Source organism: Haloferax sp. Atlit-6N, assembly GCF_003383195.1.
Lineage (GTDB): Archaea > Halobacteriota > Halobacteria > Halobacteriales > Haloferacaceae > Haloferax > Haloferax gibbonsii.
Genome location: NZ_QEQJ01000018.1, coordinates 1 through 1,061, shown reverse-complemented (window position 1 = coordinate 1,061; position 1,061 = coordinate 1). Strand labels below are relative to the sequence as shown.

The 1,061-nt window shown below is 53.3% G+C and carries 1 protein-coding gene; it reads left to right on the top strand.

Annotated features, from left to right (window positions below):
- Positions 1-48 precede the first annotated feature (48 nt).
- Positions 49-1,049 (top strand): IS630 family transposase gene (locus DEQ92_RS20850; RefSeq protein ID WP_115821714.1). Its coding sequence is split into 2 segments (ribosomal slippage): positions 49-541 and positions 541-1,049, totalling 1,002 coding nucleotides; the frame shifts between segments, so codons are not numbered across the junction.
- Positions 1,050-1,061: the final 12 nt, after the last annotated feature.

The following is a 1,061-nucleotide window of genomic DNA, read 5'->3' as shown; positions in this document are numbered from 1 at the left end:
CTATAGTAACCGTTAGAACTTTTTGCACGGGAACTGTTGCAAGAGATAGTGAAGCATCTCGACGAGATCACCGTCGAGGAATTGCACGATGCCCTCGACAACGTGGACGGAAAGAAGCCGACACAACGGCTCTTAGCAGCTATCGCGTACAAGAACGGTGTCACACAGACTGAGCTAGCCGAGTGGTACGGCGTTCAGCGCCGGACAATCTACAGCTGGCTCAAGCGACTCGATACTGACGAGTCGCTTGACCAAGCCGTCTCTGATGATAAGCGAACTGGGAGAAAACGAAAACTCTCAGAAACACAGCAAAAAGAATTCGAAGAAACTCTTCACGAACCACCCCAAGAAGTCGGCATCGACGCGCCGGCGTGGACGCCGGCGCTTGTCCAAGATTTTCTCAAAGAAACCTACGGTGTCGAGTATTCAATCCCAAGCTGTCGGCGGTTGCTGAAAGAAGCGGGATTGAGCTATCAGAAACCACGCCGTACAGCCGCCGAAGCTGACGAAGACGACCAAGAAGCGTTCTACGAAGAACTCAAAAAAAGCGGCGGGAGATGGACGCCACCGTAGTCTGTATTGACCAAACCAAGAAATCCGTCCAAGTTGAGCCGCGTGCCGCGTGGTTTCCGCGCGGCACGCGGCCCTCCGTCGAACTCTCTGGCCAACGCGACTGGACGTGTCTGCTGGGTGCGATCACCGAGGACGGTGATCGCTTCTTCTCGCGATTCGAAGAGTACGTTACCGCCGAACACGCGAAACATTTCATTTTAGCACTATGTAAAGAATTTGAAGATGACTTGCTCGTGGTGCTAGATGGTGCGCCGTACTTTCAAGCGTCGGCCGTCACGGACCTGGCGGCCCGTGACGACCTCGCATTCGTGACGCTTCCTTCGTACTCGCCGGAGCTAAACCCGGTTGAGGAGTGCTGGAGACAGCTTCAAGCAGCTCTGAGTAACCGGTTCTTCGACTCACTTGACGAGCTAACAACAGCGATTGATACTGCCCTTGAGCAACTTTCAGTTCCAAAAGTGAGTAATTACTTCTAACGACTACTATAG